This is a genomic window from Candidatus Roseilinea sp. NK_OTU-006, assembly GCF_012931985.1.
Lineage (GTDB): Bacteria > Chloroflexota > Anaerolineae > J036 > Brachytrichaceae > JAAFGM01.
In genome coordinates, this window is the sequence record NZ_JAAFGM010000033.1 from 1 (window position 1) to 17,922 (window position 17,922).

12 protein-coding genes, 1 tRNA gene and 2 pseudogenes are annotated in these 17,922 nt (G+C 63.2%); 11 read left to right on the top strand and 4 right to left on the bottom strand.

What is annotated here, in order from left to right; all coding sequences use genetic code 11:
- From GXH28_RS13380 to GXH28_RS13390, 3 genes and pseudogenes are all read left to right on the top strand, one after another.
- A partial coding sequence (locus GXH28_RS13380) for a transposase (protein WP_169237924.1) occupies positions 1-206 on the top strand: 206 nt, incomplete at its 5' end.
- Positions 207-215: 9 nt separating this feature from the next.
- Positions 216-896: pseudogene (locus GXH28_RS13385) on the top strand (DNA-methyltransferase); the annotation flags it as partial.
- A pseudogene (locus GXH28_RS13390) lies at positions 841-1,595 on the top strand (PmeII family type II restriction endonuclease). The pseudogenes GXH28_RS13385 and GXH28_RS13390, both read left to right, overlap by 56 nt.
- On the opposite strand, the gene GXH28_RS13395 reads toward GXH28_RS13390, so the two are convergent.
- Entirely contained in the window at positions 1,592-3,094 is a 1,503-nt protein-coding gene (locus tag GXH28_RS13395; RefSeq protein WP_169239535.1) for a sugar transferase, read from the bottom strand. The pseudogene GXH28_RS13390 and the gene GXH28_RS13395 sit on opposite strands and share 4 nt — an antisense overlap.
- A complete protein-coding gene (locus tag GXH28_RS13400) occupies positions 3,075-4,229 on the bottom strand; it encodes a hypothetical protein (RefSeq protein ID WP_169239536.1) in 1,155 nt (384 codons plus the stop codon). Before GXH28_RS13400 ends, GXH28_RS13395 begins: the two co-directional genes overlap by 20 nt.
- Before the next feature lie 183 nt (positions 4,230-4,412).
- On the opposite strand from GXH28_RS13400, the gene rpsF reads away from it, so the two are divergent.
- The 6 genes from rpsF (at position 4,413) to GXH28_RS13430 (ending at position 12,760) form a co-directional block, all read left to right on the top strand.
- Positions 4,413-4,832, top strand: coding sequence for a 30S ribosomal protein S6 (gene rpsF / locus GXH28_RS13405; protein WP_169239537.1), 420 nt, complete (start codon positions 4,413-4,415; stop codon positions 4,830-4,832).
- A gap of 71 nt (positions 4,833-4,903) precedes the next feature.
- Positions 4,904-5,296 carry a single-stranded DNA-binding protein gene (locus GXH28_RS13410; protein ID WP_169239538.1) on the top strand — a complete coding sequence of 131 codons (393 nt, stop codon included), beginning with the start codon at positions 4,904-4,906 and terminating at the stop codon, positions 5,294-5,296.
- 105 nt (positions 5,297-5,401) lie between these two features.
- A complete protein-coding gene (locus tag GXH28_RS13415) occupies positions 5,402-6,715 on the top strand; it encodes a peptidylprolyl isomerase (protein ID WP_169239539.1) in 1,314 nt (437 codons plus the stop codon).
- A gap of 51 nt (positions 6,716-6,766) precedes the next feature.
- Entirely contained in the window at positions 6,767-9,691 is a 2,925-nt protein-coding gene (locus GXH28_RS13420) for a VWA domain-containing protein (RefSeq protein ID WP_169239540.1), read from the top strand.
- Between the two features lie 152 nt (positions 9,692-9,843).
- Entirely contained in the window at positions 9,844-11,676 is a 1,833-nt protein-coding gene (locus GXH28_RS16500; protein ID WP_240550405.1) for an alpha/beta fold hydrolase, read from the top strand.
- Entirely contained in the window at positions 11,669-12,760 is a 1,092-nt protein-coding gene (locus tag GXH28_RS13430) for a hypothetical protein (RefSeq protein ID WP_169239541.1), read from the top strand. The genes GXH28_RS16500 and GXH28_RS13430 overlap by 8 nt, the downstream gene beginning before the upstream one ends.
- On the opposite strand, the gene GXH28_RS13435 is transcribed toward GXH28_RS13430, so the two are convergent.
- Positions 12,757-13,728 (bottom strand): SH3 domain-containing protein, encoded by a 972-nt coding sequence (locus tag GXH28_RS13435; protein WP_169239542.1) that lies wholly within the window; start codon positions 13,726-13,728, stop codon positions 12,757-12,759. The genes GXH28_RS13430 and GXH28_RS13435 overlap by 4 nt on opposite strands.
- A gap of 192 nt (positions 13,729-13,920) precedes the next feature.
- Between GXH28_RS13435 and clpB the strand changes: the two genes are divergently transcribed.
- Positions 13,921-16,500 (top strand): ATP-dependent chaperone ClpB, encoded by a 2,580-nt coding sequence (gene clpB / locus GXH28_RS13440; protein ID WP_169239543.1) that lies wholly within the window; start codon positions 13,921-13,923, stop codon positions 16,498-16,500.
- Between the two features lie 135 nt (positions 16,501-16,635).
- Positions 16,636-16,707 (top strand) — tRNA-His (locus tag GXH28_RS13445).
- A gap of 154 nt (positions 16,708-16,861) precedes the next feature.
- Here GXH28_RS13445 and GXH28_RS13450 read toward each other — a convergent pair.
- The gene (locus GXH28_RS13450; RefSeq protein ID WP_169239544.1) at positions 16,862-17,908 is read right to left on the bottom strand and encodes a L,D-transpeptidase; all 1,047 of its coding nucleotides are present in this window, start codon (positions 17,906-17,908) and stop codon (positions 16,862-16,864) included.
- Positions 17,909-17,922 lie beyond the last annotated feature (14 nt).

Here is a 17,922-nt window from a genome sequence, read left to right on the forward strand (position 1 = left end):
CATGTGCCGGACAAGGAGAACGGCCAAAAAAACGCCAACGCAAGCCGGGCCGACGCAAGTCGCGCCGCTGGGTGGTCGAAGTGACTCATTCATGGCTCAATCGCTTTCGTCGGTTGCTGATTCGCTGGGAGAAGAAGGCGAGCAATTATCTGTCCCTGCTGTTTTTCGCCTGCGCCATCATCTGTTGGCGCAAATGCGAGGTTTAGAGATAGGCTCTAAACATCAAAGAGAAGGTGGTGAACGGTGAGCGGCATACCTACGTGCTGGAACTCATCCTGGCGTTGCGCCGGCAAGGCTGGCTTTGGACCGAGGAATACATCTGGCACAAGAAGAACTGTTACCCCGGCAAATGGCCGAACCGATTCCGCGATGCCTGGGAATGCTGCCTCCAATTCAACAAGACCAAGAAGTTCAAGATGTTTCAGGACGCCGTGCGCGTCCCTATGGGAGGCTGGGCGGAGACGCGACTGAAGTCGCTTGGCAAAAACGACGTGGTTCGCTTCGACTCGCGCGTGGGCAGCGGTTTCGGCAAGAATATCGCCAACTGGCTCGATCGCGACCTCGCTTACCCGACCAACGTGCTTCATCTCGCCACGGAAACAGGGAATAAGAATCACAGCGCCTCCTTTCCTCTTGCCCTACCCGCATGGTTCATCAAGCTCTTCACCGAGGAAGGCGACTGGGTGCTCGACCCTTTCGTTGGTTCAGGCACCACGTGCGAAGCCGCGCAAAATCTTGCACGCAACTCGGTCGGCATTGATATCAAGCAAGAGTATGTGGATCTGGCGCGTTCGCGCCTCAGTTCGGTCAAATTAACGCTCTTCGAGCCGGGTGAACAGTATGTCGCCAATAACGGAAAATCAGCTCGCCGCTTACATCGTTCCAAACATTCGTAAGTTCCACCAGGCGCGTGAAGAGCGCCTATCCCGATTGACATTGCAGAACATCCTCCTGAGAAAGAATCCTTACCTATATCGGGCGAAGGATATCCAAACTGCCGAACCCTTCGTGCGCAACATCCTCGACGCCTACCTGTCCTCGCAAGAGGAAGGCATGTTTGGCAGTTTTCTGGAGGGCTTGGCCGTCTATGTTTGCCAAATAGTCTACGGTGGTCGCAATCAGCAGCCGCCGGCATTGACCTGGAATTCGATAAGGACGGCGTGTATTACATCGTCGCCATCAAGTCAGGTCCGAATTGGGGCAACAGCCAACAAATCGCTCGCATGCTTGACAACTTTAAGAAGGCCAAGACTATTCTGCGCACGAACGCACCGCGGCGAGTCATTGAAGCAGTGAATGGCTGCTGCTACGGACGGGAGATCAACGAGGATAAGGGCGACTATCGCAAGCTATGTGGTCAAGCGTTTTGGCACTTCATCTCCGGCGTCGAGACGCTGTATGTTGACATCATCGAACCGCTCGGGCGCGAGGCGCGCAAACCCAACTGGAAGGTGCAGCAGTGCTACACCAGCTTGGTCAACAAGTTCACGAAGGAATTGCTTGAGAATTTCTGTGAAGCCGATGGGCGCTTGAACTGGCAGAAGATCGTGGAATACAACTCCGGAAGAACTCCGCCGAGTCGCACCCCGCGCTAATACGCCCCTCGCCCGGACAACACGTAGGGAATGGTGCGCAACATGATCTTGAGATCGAGCGAAGGCGACCAGTTCTCGATGTAGTACACATCCAGCAGGCACATTTCGTCGAAGGACAATTCGCTGCGCCCGCTGATCTGCCACAGGCCGGTGATGCCCGGCTGCACCCGCAACCGCTCGCGGTGCCAATCTGCATATTGCGCCACCTCCGACAGCAGCGCAGGACGCGGCCCGACGATGCTCATGTCGCCCTTGAGCACATTCCAAAACTGCGGCAACTCATCTATGCTCAGCTTGCGCAAGAGGCGGCCGACCTTCGTCCGGCGTGGATCATCCTTGATTTTGAAAATTGGGCCGTCCGCTTCGTTCATCGCCATCAATTGGTCGCGCATCTGGTCGGCGTCTTTATACATCGAACGCAGTTTATAGAGCTTAAAGGGCTTGCCGTTTTTGCCGGCGCGCAGTTGCGTGAAGATGACCGGACCGGGCGATTCCAACCGAATCGCCAGGCAGGCGATTGCAATGACCGGCAAGCTCAGCAGCAGGAGGATGCCGCCGAAAACTACATCCATGCCACGTTTAACGACCCAATCCATGCCGACGATGCCGTCTTGCGCGTCGCGTGGGCTGAGCATCGGGATGCCGCCGAAGTCGTTCACGTCCAGCTTGCGCAGGTTGATCTGCAACAGCGATGGCACCACGTGCACCCGCACATTGTGCGCCCGGCAGATTTCAACCAGCTCCAGGATCTTAGGCTGTGCCGACCAGGGCAGCGTGATCACCACGTCGTCCACCGGATAGCGCCGCAGCAGATCCGACAGCGTGTCCACCTCGCCCAGTGCGGGGAAGCGGCCGATGTCGGTGTGGCCGCGTCGTGGGTCATCGTCCACAAAGCCGATGCAACGATAGCCCAGGTCAGGCCGGGCGAATAGCGTGCGCATCACCGCTCGACCGAATTCGCCCGCGCCGACGATCAGCACATTGGATACGCCGATGCCCCGCGCGCGCTGGTGCGCGTCGTAGGCGTTCTTGATGGCGCGCGAGACGCCGAGCAACGCGATCAGGAACACGCCCGCTTCGGCTATCAACAGGCGCGAATACACCGCCGGCCCGTAGATAAAGATCGCCACCCAGACGATGAACATCGCCTTGAGCACGCTGCCGGTGATCGTCCATATCTGGTCGAGCCAGGAAGGCGTACGCCGCAGCGCATACACGCCATCCAGCCAGAAGAAGGCCAGCACGGCAAGCGTGAACAACACCTGAATCGGCCAATAGTCGCTGAAGGCGGCGTTGAACTCGATGTCGCGGAACAACTGCCAATGGTAGCGCGCCACGTAACCCAGCGCGAACGCGACGTTGATCAACGCGAGATCGCTGATGAGGATTGCGAACAGGCCCCGTTTCGCCGACGCCTCGCGACGCGCCGAACGCAACGCGCTGCCGCGTCCAGGGACATCCTCGCTGCGCGAAGCAGCCTCAGCCGATGGGGAGATCATAGATGCGATAGGTCTTGTACACAGTCGCGCCGACCTGAGCGATGATCCGGTTCATGGCATCGTTCGTCTCCAGAATCCACGACATCTCGCCGCCGATGTAGCCCTTGGTGATGCCCGCCTGCAACATCCGCAACATCAACACGGCTTCAATGCCGGATGCGCGATACTCCTTTAACACACCGGCCAGAATCACGCGCACCGAATTCACCATCCTGCGCCGGTAGTAGAGGAATTTGAGCAGCGTCCACCATTCTGGCGTTTTGGGGTTGGGATACGCTTTGCGCAGCGGCCGGTTCACGTTCGGCAGGGCGATGCCGATGCCCACCGGCTTGCCCTGCGCCTCGACAATCAGGATGAAGTCGGGGTCGGCAAACTGCTTCAAGTTGTGGACCACGTGCTCTAACTCACGGTCGGTCATCGGCACATGCCCCCAGTTCTCGCGCCATGCGCCGGATTCGCTGGCATAGACTGCCTTGAGCGCCTGCACCTCGCGCGCCAGGCGCCTGAAATCGGCCGTGCGCACGGTGAAGCGACCGCGCTTCTCAACCAGTCGGCTCAGCCGCTCCAGCTTCTCGCCGATGACGCGCTTCGCCGTCTCCGCGGATACCCACCACGCCCAAAGGTCCATCGCCTTCGTGAACCCGTAGCGCTCGATCAATTCGACGTAGTAGCGTGGGTTGTAGGTCATCAGCACCATCGGCTCACTGTCGAAGCCGTCCACCAGCAACCCGCATTCGTCGTTCAGGCTGAGCGTCGCCGGGCCGCGCAACACTTTCATGCCGCGTGCCTTCACCCAATCGCGCGCAGCGTCGAAGAGCGCCGCAGCCACCTCGAAGTCGTTGATTGTCTCGAAGCCCCCAAAGAAGCCGGTCTTCTCGTTGTGGAAAGCATTGTGTCGGTTGTTTTGGATGGCGACAATCGTGCCGACGATTCGTCCATCGCGCCGCGCCACGAACATGGCAGCGTCGGAATGCTCGAAGAAGGGATTTTTGGCCTTGTCGTAAAACGCCACGCGCTCGCTCACCAGGGGCGGCACCCAGTAGGGGTCATCTTTGTAAATCTGCCATTGGAATTCGATGAACTGCCGGCGCTCTTGGGGCGTGCGACATTCCGAGACGACGATGGAACTACTCATGGGCGGTATACCGGAGACGGGCGATTGTAAATCAAGCCGAACTCGTGATATATTATCCCGCCTGTTCATGGTCGCACAACTGCGCTGCGGCCGACTTTCCGCTCTCGCCGGGGACGGTCTGCGTCATCAGTCCTCCCGAAACGAGGGCAATGATTCCGAGGAAAGGAGTGATACATACGATTCATGCGCAAATACGAACTCACTTACATCGTCAAACCCGATCTGGACGCAAGCGCACGAGCTGCCTTGCTCGAACGCGTAAACGGCTTTGTGACGTCTGAAGGCGGCGCCGTTGTCGAGACCACGCCGTGGGGGCTCCGCCAGTTGGCTTATCCGATCCGCAATTACCGCGAGGGCTACTACGTCTTCTCGGTCATTGAACTCGAAGCCGTCAGCCTCGCGCGAATCGAGCAGCGGCTGCGTCTGATGGAGGACATCATCCGCTATCTGCTGGTGCGCGCCGACGAGCATGGCGGCGCAATGCCAAGCGCCGCCGGCGCTATGGGCGCCGCAGAAGTCACCCCCCAGGATGCCCCCGAGCCGTCCGCCCCTTCTGAAAACGATCAGCGTATCGCTTTGACCGAGCCGAGCGCAAATCCCTAACTCGTTAGGGGAGGCCATCGGGCACGATTCACGTATACCGCGCTACAGTCATCCAAGGGAGTTTCACCACGATGCGTGGACTAAACAAAGTTATGATCATCGGTCACCTGGGTCGTGACCCGGAGATTCGATACACGCCCAGCGGGAAAGCCGTCACGTCATTTGCTGTGGAGACGCGCCGTGATTGGATGACGCCGGATGGACAGCGGCATGAGGAGATCGAGTGGTTCAACGTGATCGCTTGGGGAAGCCTGGCCGAGATTTGCAAGCAGCACCTCTCGCGCGGCCAGCAGGTATATATCGAAGGTCGGCTACAAACGCGGGGCTGGGAGGATAGCGAAGGCAAGCGCCACTACCGCACGGAAATCGTCGCCAACGAGATGATTGTGCTGGGTGAGCGCCGCCCCCACCACGAGCACACCCCTGCCCCTGAAGCTGCCGACGAGGCCCCCCTCGCTTTCTGAATCACGCACGCCGATCGGCGGCCCGGCGCCTTTCTATCGTGCGTTGGCGCGCTTTGCCGCGGCCGGCGCAGAGGGGGATCTGCTGCGCCCACTGTTGCAATTCGTATGACTAAGAAAAACGAATCACTCAGCGCGCGCCTCACGCGCGTGCAGATATCGCGCTACGAGCGCGAACGCCGTCAGCGCCAGATCATCATCCTCGGCAGCCTGGCGCTTGCGGTAATCGTCGGGGGGCTGGTTGTTGCAGCCCTGGTAGATATGTTGGTTATCCAGCCTCAGCGTGCAGTGGCCAGCGTCGGCGATGAGACCATCAACGTCCAACAACTGCAAAAGCGCATGCGCTATGACCAAGCCCAACTGCTCGGCCGCTTCAACCAGCTCCAGCAACAAGTCTCGCAACTGCAACAGGATAACAATCCCAGCGCCGAGTTCCTTCAGCAGTTCTACCAACAGCAACTGCAGCAGATCGTCCTGCAAAGCAGCGCGGAGCAGATCGCGCAAAACGCGCTGAGCACACTGATTGACGATGCGCTCATCCGCCAAGAGGCCAATCGCCGCGGCATCACCGTCACCCCGGATGAGGTGACCGAAGAGCTGGAGAAGAGCTTCGGCTTCTACCGCAAGACCCTGACGCCGTTCCCGACCTACACGCCAGTCACCCCTGATACACCCGTCCCCACCGCTGCTGGCGCAGTCACCGCAACAGCCGCAGCCGGCCTTACACCCTCACCGACCGTCGTCTTGCCGACGGCTACGCCGCGACTGCAGCCCACTTCGATCACCGCGGGGGACTTCCAACTGCTCCTGCAAAGCACGCTCGCCGAGTATCAGCCGCTTGGCATCACCGAGCAGGACCTGCGCGACCTGGTCGCCAGCAGCCTGTATCGCGAACGCTTGCAAGAAGCCTTCGCTCAGGAGACGCCGAAGACCGCCCCGCACTACAAGTTTGATTACGTACGCTTTAACGCGCTCGAAGAGGCTCAGAAAGCTGCCGAACGACTGGCGCGCGGGGAATTGACCTTCGCCGCGTTGATCTCGCAGACCAACGCGATCACAGAGCCGGCGCCGATCGGGAATGGGGCCAGCTTGGATTGGATCAGCCGGCCGCGTGCGCGGGACCAGTTCGGCGCCACCATCGCCGACCAGTTAGCCACCGCACCCCTCGGCACGCCGACACCGGTGATCACGTCCTCGTTTGGCAGCTTCTACATCCTGCTCCCCTTAGGCCGCGAAGAGCGACCGCTTGCCGAAAGCGAACTTCAGAGTGAACAGCGCCGCACGTTCGACAATTGGCTCAGCGCCGCGCGCGAAAATGCCGCGCAGGTGAAGCGATTGATCGACCCCACCAAAGTTATCCCGCAGGCAGTGCGTGACGCAGCGAGGAACTTCCAGGCCCAATACGGTGGGGGGGAGGGCTAGGCCTACATTCGTATTCATACGCATATCATTCGCGTCCCGTAAAATCGGGCAATGCTGTCGTTCAGCCAGCCGATCGTGCTCACGCTGCTGGTGCTATTGCCCATCAGCGCGTTGATCGCGTGGCCCAGGCTGTTGACGCGACGGAGAGCAGCCGGCAGCCGGCCAGGTGGTCCGTGGCGGCTGAACAAACACGCGCTCAGCGCGCTCGTTGTGCGTTGGGCCTTGCTGACCTCGCTCATCTTCGCCCTCGCCGGCCTACAAGCTGTCCAGTTCACCAATAAGCTGGCCGTCGTGTTCGCCATCGACGCTTCGGACAGCGTCGGGCCAAGCGGCGTGGAGCAGGCGGCGCAGTTTGTGCGCGAGGCGCTGCGCAGCATGCGCACAGACGGGAACGACGAAGCGGCGGTGATCGTCTTCGGCGCCGACGCCCAAATCGAACGCGCCATGTCCAGCATGCGCGACCTGGCCCCGATGGGTGCTCAGGTGCGATCCGCCGGCACGAATGTAGAAGGCGCAATTCGGCTGAGCCTGTCCCTGTTCCCAGCCGATGCGGCCAAGCGCATTGTGCTGCTGAGCGACGGCCAACAGACCGTCGGCGACGCCGAAGCCGCCGCCCGGCTGGCGCGCGCCGCCGACATACGACTGGACGTCGTCGTGTTGCCGTCGGTGCAAGGCCCCGACGCCGCAATCGAGCGCATTGACGCGCCGCAGCAGGCTTCGGTTGGCCAGATCATCCCGCTGCAGATCGTGGTGCGCTCGAACCAGGCCATGCGCGCTCAGCTCACCGTGTTCTCCGGGCCGGACATCGTCGCTCAAGAAGTCGTCAACCTGACCCCCGGACTCAACGCGTTCAATGTGCGCGCCAATGCCACGCGCACCGGCTTCAGCGCCTTTCGCGTGCAGATCTCGCCGGAGCGCGACGTGCGCCCGCAAAACAACGCGCTCGTGTCGTCGGTGATCGTCGGCGGGCCGCCGCGCATCTTGCTGGTCTCGGTTCCACCGGCGTTCTCGTCCAGCGGCGTGGACGAGGTGGGCGCGCTGAAAGCTGCCCTCAGCGCGATCGGCATCGAGTATGACCAGGTCTCGCCGCGTGCGATGCCCAGCGAGATCCAGTCGCTAGCCGGCTACCAGGCCGTGGTGCTGGCCAACGTGCCGGCGCGCGAGCTCTCGCTGCGCGCGATGTACTCGCTGCAGAGCTACGTGCGCGACGTCGGCGGCGGCCTGGTGGTCATCGGCGGGCCGAACAGCTACGGCGTGGGCGGCTACTTCAAGACGCCGCTGGAGGAGACCTTGCCGGTTGAGATGCAGGTCAAAGACCCCAAACGCTTCCCCTCGGTGTCCATCGTGGTGGTGATGGACAAGAGCGGCAGCATGAGCGCCATCGAGAACGGCGTGACCAAGATGCGGCTGGCTGCAGAAGCCGCCGCGCGCGTCGCCGAGTTGGTGAACGAGGACGACGAGGTGACGGTGATCGGCTTCGACACTGAGTTGGTGGACCTGATCGGACCGTTCCTTGGCCGCGACAAGAACAAATACATCAACCAGATCCTGAGCATCGCGCCCGGCGGCGGCGGCATCTACGTCTACGAGTCGCTGCTGGAAGCCCAGAAGATCATCGCCAAATCCACCAAGCTATCCAAGTTCATCATCCTGCTGGCCGACGGCAACGACGCCGAGCGCCAGGAAGGCGTGCCCGAACTGGTGCGCAAGATGCGCGATGAATACAACACGACGCTGAGCGTCGTCGCCTTTGGCGATGGCTCAGACATCCCCTTTCTCAAGCGCATCGCCGCCATTGGCAAGGGGCGTTATCACTTCACCGACAAGGCGGCCAATCTGCCGACCATCTTCACGGAAGAAGCCGCGCTCGCCCAGCGCAGTTACATTGTCGAGCAGCGCTTCTTCCCCAGGCTGGGGATGTCCCACCCCATCTTGAGCGGCATCAACGAAGTCCCTGCGCTGCAGGGCTACATCGCCAGCACTGCTAAACCGGCTGCGCAGGTGATCCTGCGCGCCAACGAGAGCGACCCACTGCTCGCCGTATGGCAATACGGCCTGGGCCGCGCAGTCGCGTTCACCTCGGATGCTACCGGGCGCTGGGCCAAGAACTGGGTGCGATGGGGCGACTTCCCCAAGTTCTGGGCACAGGCCATCCGCTGGACGATCCTGGACCGCGGGCAGTCGTCCATCCAAGTCAACGTGCAACAGCGCGACGAGCAGACGGTGATCGTCGCTGAGGTGCCGGAGTCTCAGATCGCCACGGACCTGAAGCTGATGGCGACCGTCATTGAGAGCGATGGCCAGGCGCGCGAGCTTGCGTTGATGCAGACTGCACCAGGCCGCTACGAGGCAGAGACCTATCTCGACCAGGCCGGCGCCTATTTCGTGCGCGTCGCGCCATCCCACACGGCAGCGAGCCCGCCCGTCGCCGGCTTGAGCGAGACGATCGTCGCTTACGTGCGGCCGTATTCGCCTGAATATGCGCAGGTGGAAGGCGGCGAGGAGAACCTGCGCGATTGGGCGCTGCTCGGCGGCGGTGAAGTGTTGACCTCGCCGGCGCAGGCGTTCGCGCTGAATGCGCCGGTCGCTGCATCGCGCACCGACCTCTTCCCCCTGTTGCTGGCGCTGGCCGCGTTGCTGCTGCCCTTCGACGTTGGCGTGCGGCGGATCACCGTCAGCCTACGCAGACTGCTCGGCTTGTCCGGCGAGAAACTGGCGCCGGCCGGCAGCCTGGAGTCGAGCGGGCGCATGGACCAACTGTTCCGCGCCAAGACCCGCGTCACCCGTGAGCCGGTGCCGCAGATCATGCCGCGTCGGCCGGCACAAACTCCTCTCGCCTCGCCACCGGCTGCCGCCGAGGCGCAAGTGCCGTCGCCACAGCAAGCCGCCGCTACTGCCTCCGAGTTGCTTCGCCGGCGCAGACAGCGCGCGCAGGCCGAGGACGATGCAAAAGCAACAGGCGGTGAGCAGGCATAGTGCGCGCCACGCTGGCTTTCCCCAGCCGCCACAGCGCGCGCGGCAGCTATAAGGGCCGACGGCTCCTGCGTCGAAAGCGACCGTTCGTCGCCCCATAGGCGAATCCTCGGATCGCTGCGTGATGCGATAATCCGGCCTGTCTATCCTCAATCATGAAATTCGTCCGGCCGTTCGCCCTCGCGTGCACCCTGATCTTCGCCCTCATTTCATCGCTCACCGCCGAGCCGCGAACAGCACGCGCCGAAGTGCCGATCCTGGAGACCCACGCGCCGGGTGGAGACTACGGCTTATTCGAGGGTGGCCAGTATGTGTCGGAGCCATGGTTCATGTGGTTCGTGCTGGGCGAGCTGTCGTCAGCCGACGACGTGGACATGGCCAAATTCGACTACCAGGCCGGCGATCGCTTCAAGGCCGAGATCTTCATCCCCGGCCACGAGCAACTGCGCGACTTCAATCCGAACATTGCGCTGATCGGCCCCGGCCTACCACGGCCGCTCGAGCCGCTGCCGTTCGAGATTCCCGAAGGCATGGGCGCGGTCGTCGCGACCAGCGACGGCACGTTCGACTATTTCGACATCTTCACGCAGATGGTGTATTTCCCGCGCGCCAAGATCGAAGTGATCATGCCGCAGACCGGCCGCTACTACGTCGCGGTGTGGGGCGAGCCGGTAGGCATAGCGCGCTACGCCCTCGACATCGGCATCATGGAAAACTTCGCCCCGCACGTGCTGGTGCGCTATCCGATCAACTGGTGGGAAGTGCGCGACTACTTGCAGTGGGGGCACTGGCCGGCGCTGTTGGTCCCGCCGTTGATCGCCGCAGCGCTGATCTGGCTGATGCGCCAACTGACCCGGCGCAGGCCGATCCGCCAGTACGAGCAGATTACGTTTGCGATTGCGCTGGTCGGCTTGACGATGACGTTCATCCTGCTGGTGGCACAACAGACTACCGGCTACGGCCCACAAATGGCGATCACCTTCTCGATCGCCGGCGTGGTTGCGCTGTCGCTGGCCGGCTCAGTCGTGTGGGGCGCATACCTCCTGACGCCGTTACGTGAGCGCTTCAACCTGCGTGAGTTCGCCGGCGATGACCAATTCGTCTGGGTCAACGGCTATGCCGTCCACTACACCGACGACGGACCGCACAGCGCGCCGGCCGTCGTCTTGATCCATGGCTTCGCCTCGTCGGTCTTCACCTGGCGCGGCATTAAAGCGGCTTTGCTTGCGGCCGGCTATCGTGTGATCGCCGTGGACCAACTGGGCAGCGGCGCGTCGGCCCGCCCGGCCGAGCCGATCTACACCACGCAGACCCAAGCCGAGCTGGTCCTAGGCGTGCTCGACGCCCTGGGCGTACCGCGGGCGCACTTCGTCGGACACTCGTTCGGCGGGCGTGTCGCCATGCAAATCGCCATCCTCGCGCCGGAGCGCGTACAGTCGTTGACCGCGCTGGCACCGGAGGCTTTCGCGACCAGCCGGCCCGGCATCGCCCGCTGGGTGCGCCTGCCGGTCCTCGGCTACGTGCTGGCCTTCTACTCCACATCGCCCTGGCTGGTGCGACTGGGGTTGCGTTTCGTCTCGGCCAAGCGCCACTGGATTACCGACGCGGTGGTGAAAGGCTATGCCCGTCCGCTCTATGTGCGCGGCTCGACGCTGGCGCAGGTGTGGCAGGCGCGATCGCCCAAAGACGGCCCCAGGCCGGTGCCGCACAACCTCAGCGCCATCACCCAGCCCACGTTGCTGTTGTGGGGCGAGCGCGATCCGGTCTTCCCCGCCGGCGACGGCGCCAGGCTTGTGCGCATCCTGCCCGATGCCCGGCTGCAGGTGTTCGAGGGCGCCGGCCACATCGTCCACGAAGAATGTCCCGAACCCACCCAGCGCGCCATTCTGGATTTCCTCGAACTCTCGACGAAAACCCAGGCTGGTCTCAGCTTTCCGGCGCACCCTCACCATCAAACCTCCGAAGCTTCGCAGGCCGCGGATGTCTGACCGAATGCAAGCCAAGCGCAGCGCCTACCACGAATTGATCGAGGCGATGTCGAGCGCCAGCTTCGGCGCGGTATTGCAATCAACCTGCGCCGTTTTTGCGCGCCATCCCTTGCCCATCTTGGCGTGCAGCCTGTTGTGCTTTGCGGGCGTGGGCATTCTCGGCGCACTCATCTATGCCGCGCTGATGCTGCGCGGCATGGCCGCCCAGAACAGCTACTTCGCGCTGGCCGCGAGCGCGTTTAACTTGCAGATGCAAATCCAGGCCGCCCTTGGCGCGTTCACCTTTCTCGTCGGTCGCGGCGCGATCACCTGGATCGCGCTGCGCGCGCCGGTGGGCGCGGCAGTCACCTTGCGCGCGGCTTTCGGCGCAGCGCTCTGGCGCTGGCGACCGTTGCTGGCCAGCAGCCTGCTCTACGGCGCGTTGATCACGGTCAGCCTGGTTGGCATCACGTGGATGCTGCGCGAGGCGCGCCTGGACGTCTCCAACTATCGTTGGGTGCGCCGCGACGCTCACGCCATCCTGAACATGGCCTTAGTGCGGACAATCGCGCAGTTGCCGCCCGATCCGGGCTCGCCTTTCACGGAGCTGTACTCGGCGACGCGCTTTCACCTCGCTCGTCAAAGTGGCAGTTCACTAGGCTGGGTGCTCTATCAGCCTTCGCCGGTTCGGCTGCCCGCCGCGGTGCTGCTTGCAGGATTCGCCGGCGCGTTGCTCGCGTGCTTGACCGAAACGCTGCTGTGCATGCGCACTGCGCGCATCATGCATATGCCACAGAGCAGCGCGCTGGGCTGGCTGGTGCCGACGGTGCGCCTAAGCCTATCCCGCTTCTGGCGCGTCGCCGCGTGGCGTTGGGGCGTCCGGCTGGCCGTGGTCGGCCTATGCGCGGCTGCCCTGACGCTGCCCATCACCCTGCATCAGGGCGCTGTCGTTCCGCTCATGGTGAGCGAGGCGCGCGCCTATTGGCCGTATCCGGTTAACATTTCAGCCTACGCCATCGGCGCAGCCCTGGTCGGCGCGTTCACTATCCCATTTGGCTTGATCTTCGAGGCGCAGATGTTCCTGGCCTTATCGAACGATCGTTAGTTGCCGGCGACAACCCTCAATCCGCCCGGGTCGCCCTCGCACCGCAGGGCGGAAGCGATCACCCAGGCGAAGTTGCCGCGCGCCGTTGTGCCATAGAGCCAAGTGGCATCGGCGTTGCGCCCGGTGGCATTGAAGGTTGCGCCAGGGCGCAGTTGGCCGAGCAATCGGGTGGTGCGATCTGGGCCGGCGCGCAGGTTCAACGCTCGATCAATCGCAACGATGCACGCCAGCGGCTCGGCCGGCGACTCAGCCGCTCCAACGGCGGCGGTTGGGAACGCCGTCGTTTCGGGCGTTGGCATCACGGTGGCGGGCGCGTTTGCGTCCGGCGCAGGAGCGGGCGGCGCCTCGGTCACGGCCGGCTCGGGCGTCTGCGTCGCAAGCGGGGTGGGCGTCTCCGTCACCGCAGCGGCGACGGCCGCCGGCGTCGGTAGGGCTGTTTTTGCGTCCGCCATCAACGCCGGCGGCGTGACCGTTGGGCGAGGGGTGAGCAAAACATCCGGCTCGGTAGGCCGCAAGTCCCCGAACGGCGCGCTGCAGCCCAGCACGCCGGACGGGATCCAGCCAAAAGCGATCTCTCGGTTCCAGATGAGGATCCACTGCCCGTTTGCCGTCCGACCGTAGGCGGTGACAATATCGCTCGGCTGCAGCGGGGCAGTGACGCGGGCGGCGTCCTCCGGCTCTTGGCGCATGGGCGACTCGGCGCGCACGATGCAGCGCGCAAAGACCATCGGCGGCAGCGGCGTCGCGGTTGGTTCAGTTGGGGTCAGCGAAGCCGCTTCAGTTGGCGAGGAGATCGTCGAAGACGCCGCAGCGCGTGGGGTGGGCGCCGTCGTGCGCGTAGCGACTGCGGTGAGAATCCGGCTGGTCGCTTCACGCGATAGATTGGGGCCCCCGCCCGATGCGCACGCAGCGAGAGTCAGCGACGCCAGACAGATCAGCCGAACGAGATGCGCGAGCCGTGTTGGCATATCGTGCTTCCAATGGTTGGACATCCGCCCATTTTAAGGCGTGTCCCGCGCTGCGCGAACACCGGCGCACAAATGAATCACTAGCGACGCTCCAACGTCGCTCTGACACGCAGATTTATGATGCACGACGAGATTGCAATTCCTACAGCGAGCGCGATTGCGTCCGCTGTTTGACTTGGAAGAGAAGGCACCATGAATCTGAATCAATACACCGAGAAGGCGCAGGAAGCGTTGCTCAGTGCGCAATCGCTGGCGCAGGAATACGGCCAGCAAACCATCGAGCCGGAGCATCTGCTTCTTGCTTTGTTGCAACAAGACGGGGGCATCGTCCCACCCATTATCCAGGCTGCCGGCGCCAATCCGACGCGCATCACCGATCTGGTGGAGCGCGAGCTGCGCAACAAGCCAAAGGTCAGCGGCGCCGTCGGCGAAGTGCGCCTCTCGCGCGAAGTCAGCCTGTTGACCGACCGCGCCGAGGTCGAGGCCAGGCAAATGCGCGATGACTTCGTGAGCACCGAGCACTTGCTGCTGGCCATGGCTGATCCGACGGCCGTGCGCACCGGCCGCACGCCGGCCGCCACGCAGATCCTCAACGCCAACGGCATCACCCGCGACGCCATCTTGCGCGCCCTGGTGCAGGTGCGCGGCAGCCAGCGCGTCACCTCGCAAAACCCCGAAGCCACCTACCAAGCGCTGGAGAAATACGGGCGCGACCTGACCCAGCTCGCGCAGCAGGGCAAACTCGACCCGGTGATCGGGCGCGATGAGGAGATCCGCCGCGTGATCCAGATCCTCAGCCGGCGCACGAAGAACAACCCGGTGTTGATCGGCGAACCGGGCGTGGGCAAGACCGCCATCGCCGAGGGGCTGGCGCAGCGCATCGTGCGGCGCGATGTGCCGGAGGGCCTGAAGGACAAACGCCTCATCGCGCTGGACATGGGCGCGCTGATCGCCGGCGCCAAATATCGTGGCGAGTTCGAGGAACGCCTGAAGGCCGTGCTGAAAGAGGTCACCGCCTCCAACGGCAAGATCATCCTGTTCATTGACGAGCTGCACACCGTCGTCGGCGCCGGCAAGGCCGAGGGCGCGATGGACGCCGGCAACCTGCTCAAGCCGATGCTGGCGCGCGGCGAACTGCACTGCATCGGCGCGACCACGCTCGATGAATACCGCAAGCACATCGAGAAGGACGCTGCGCTGGAGCGGCGCTTCCAGCCGGTGTTTGTGGATGAGCCAAGCGTCGAGGACACCATCAGCATCCTGCGTGGCCTGAAAGAGCGCTACGAAATTCACCATGGCGTGCGCATCCAGGACGCCGCGGTCATCGCTGCGGCCACGCTCAGCGCGCGTTACATCAGCGATCGCCAGTTGCCGGATAAGGCCATTGACCTGATTGATGAGGCGGCCAGTCGCGTGAAGATGGAGATTGACTCCAAGCCCACCGCGCTGGACGAGATTGACCGCAAAATCCTGCAACTGGAGATCGAGCGCGAGGCGCTGAAGAAGGAGACCGACGACGCCAGCAAGGAGCGCTTGGCTAAGATCGAGGCCGAGATAGCCAGCGAGAAAGAGAAGAGCAACGCCTTGCGCGCGCAATGGGAACAGGAGAAAGCCGCCATCCAGGAGGTGCGCGCCATCCGCGAGCAGATCGAACAAACCAACGTGCAGATCGAGCAGGCCGAGCGCGACGCCGACCTGGCCAAGGCGGCCGAGCTGCGCTACGGCCGATTGCGCGAGCTGGAAGCCAAGCTCAAGCAGGCGCAGGCTCGCCTGGCCGAGTTGCAGAAAGGCAACCCGTTGCTCAAGGAAGAGGTTGGGCCGGACGAGGTGGCTGCGGTGGTGTCGCGCTGGACCGGCATCCCGGTGACCAAGCTGCTCGAAGGGGAAATGCAGAAACTGGTGAAGATGGAAGAGCGGCTGCGCGAGCGGGTGGTCGGCCAGGACGACGGGCTGCGCGCCGTGAGCAACGCCGTGCGCCGCGCCCGCGCCGGCTTACAAGACCCGAACCGGCCGATCGGCTCGTTCATCTTCCTCGGCCCCACCGGCGTGGGCAAAACCGAGACTGCTAAGGCGCTGGCCGAGTTTTTGTTCGACGACGAGCGGGCGATGGTGCGCATTGACATGAGCGAGTATCAGGAGAAGCACACCGTCAGCCGGCTGATCGGCGCTCCGCCCGGCTACGTGGGCTACGAGGAGGGCGGCCAGCTCACCGAGGCCGTGCGCCGTCGCCCCTACGCCGTGGTGCTGTTCGACGAAATCGAAAAGGCCCACCCGGAAGTCTTCAACGTGCTGTTGCAATTGCTGGACGACGGGCGGCTCACCGACGGCCAAGGCCGCACGGTGGACTTCCGCAACACCGTGGTGATCATGACCAGCAACCTGTTGGCCGGCGAGGACCTGGAGGGCATGAGCCGCGACGACATCGTGCGCCGCCTGCAACGCTTCTTCCGGCCGGAGTTCCTCAACCGCATTGACGAGATCGTGGTGTTTCACCCCTTGGATGCGCGGCACATCGAGCAGATCGTGGATATTCAGCTCAATCGCCTGCGCAAGCTGTTGGCCGAACGCAAGCTGGCGCTGGAGCTAACCCCGGCGGCGAAGCGTCACCTGGCGCAGGTGGGCTACGACCCGGCCTTCGGCGCCCGACCGCTCAAGCGCGCCATCCAGCACGAGCTACAAGACCCGCTCTCGCTGGCCATCTTGGAGGGCCGCTACCGCGAGGGCGACACGGTGCGCGTGGATGCCCGCGATGGGATGTTGGTCTTGGAGTGACGACCGCTGCGAAGGCGCATGGGCAACCCATCCCGCCTGGCCCCCGCGCTTTCGCAGTTGATTGAAATGGCCGAGGGTGCTTCGGCATAGTCCCGCACTGCAGCGGGGATGTGTTAAAATGCTGTTCAGAATGCGGTGCCTATAGCTCAATGGCAGAGCGCCTGACTGTGGCTCAGGAGGTTGAGGGTTCGAGACCGTCTAGGCACCTCGCAAGAACGCCCGCCTTCCCGGCATTTTGCCGGAAAAGCGGGCGTTCGTCGTTCTGAGCGCCGCCAAGGGCGGTGCAAAGTCTTCCAGCTATGACTCGCCTGTGACTCAAGCGGATGCAGCGTGGCGCGTCTGCCGGTGTTTGTTCAGGCGTTTAGACTACGATCACCGGCGTGGCCGTTGAGTCCTGCGTGCGAATCTCGACCTTGTCGTAGGGCTGCACCGGCGTCGTCCAGCGCCACACCCACAGCGCTACCGGCGCCGGCACATTGACGCAGCCGTGGCTGCGCCGCCGGCCGAAGTCGTTGTGCCAATATGCGCCGTGAATGGCGATCGCGCTTCGCGTGAAGTAGCTGGGGAAGGGCACGCCGGGAAGGTCATAGTAATCCGCGCCGGTCCCGCCGATCATGCGCGATGTGGTGCGTTTGCGGATGATGCGGTACTGGCCTTTGGGCGTTTGAAAGGGGCCGAAGCCGGTCGCCGTGCGCGAAACGAGCAAAGGCTTATCACCCTCATACGCTGTCATTAGCTGTCGGCTCAAGTCAATGACGATGCGCTTGTTTTCGGCGCTCGGCGAGAGTGGGGTCAGCTCGGCAGGGTCGAAGCGACGGATGTGCGCGGCGGGCACATACGGCCCTGGGCTGAAGGTTACCCCGTCCTGCAGGCGATACCACCATTCGCCCGTTGCATCCTGAACAGCGGCGATGACGCGAAAGACGCTGGTGTAATACAGGCGAATCCATCGCTGGGCATTAGGATCCGGCGCGACGCGCGCGTCGCTAAACGGCACGGTGATCTCCCCCCAGAACTTCTCTGCCGCGTGCATCGGCTCCGGTGGATTCTTGATGTCGTTCACCGGCTGCACCCAGGACGAATAAACGTAGCCGTCGTCGGTCTTATACCAGACGTCGTTGTGCGGCATCTCGGCGTCGCCGGTCACCTGGGCGTAGAGCTGCAACACCTCGTCGCGCCTGGCCGAGCGAACAAGCCGAGCGCGCGTCTGTGGCGCGGCGCGGATGTCCACCTTCCAATTCGCTACGCGCCCCAGCGGCGCCGGCGGCGCATCCGGCTCCGGCTCGTTTTCGATCTCCAAGTCAATCCGATGGGCGAACAGATGCGTGAGGTGCGTCAACGGCAGCGCGGCCATCGCTGCAGCCACACCGCCGGTCAGCTTTATCAGTTTGCGACGTGAAATGAGCATCGCTCACTATACTA